The sequence below is a fragment of the Geminicoccus flavidas genome (assembly GCF_009806515.1).
Classification (GTDB): domain Bacteria; phylum Pseudomonadota; class Alphaproteobacteria; order Geminicoccales; family Geminicoccaceae; genus Geminicoccus; species Geminicoccus flavidus.
The window spans coordinates 1-561 of record NZ_WUJP01000696.1; the positions used below are offsets into that span (position 1 = coordinate 1).

A 561-nucleotide genomic window follows, 5' to 3' on the forward strand; every position below is an offset into this window, starting at 1 on the left:
GCTGACCCCGCCCACCACCGAGGCGGTGATCACGGTGAGCTCCAGGTTCGGCGGCACGGTGGACTGGATCACCGAGAGCTGGGTCGCGAACAGGACGGCCGCGATGCCGGCGAAGAAGCCGTGGATGACGAACACGATGAACACGGTGCGCGCCCGGTCGATACCGGCCAGACGCGCCGCCTCGGCATTGCCGCCCACCGCGTAGATGGAGCGGCCGAAGCCGGAATAGCGCATCCAGAAGGCGGCCAGCGCGGTGAGCACGATCATGAACCAGACCGCCATCGGCACGCCCAGCGGGCGGAGCTGCGCCAGATGGTAGCCTTCCGGCAGGTTGTTGATCCACGCGCCCGCCGTGACGCTGATGAGCCCGCCCTTGAGGATCGAGAGCATGCCGAGTGTCACCACGATGGACGGCACCCGCAGATAGGCGATCAGCCAGCCGCTGATCGCCGAGATCGCCATGCCCGCCAGGATCGGCAGGGTCCAGGCCAGCCAGAGCGGCCAGCCGCTCACCGCGATCGTGCCCGAGATCGTCGCGAGCACGCCGATCAGCGAGCCCAC

Annotated in this window: 1 protein-coding gene; it reads right to left on the bottom strand. The window is 68.8% G+C overall.

What is annotated here, in order from left to right:
- On the bottom strand, positions 1-561 hold a 561-nt coding region (locus tag EQG76_RS19885; protein WP_200840962.1), incomplete at both ends, for an ABC transporter permease.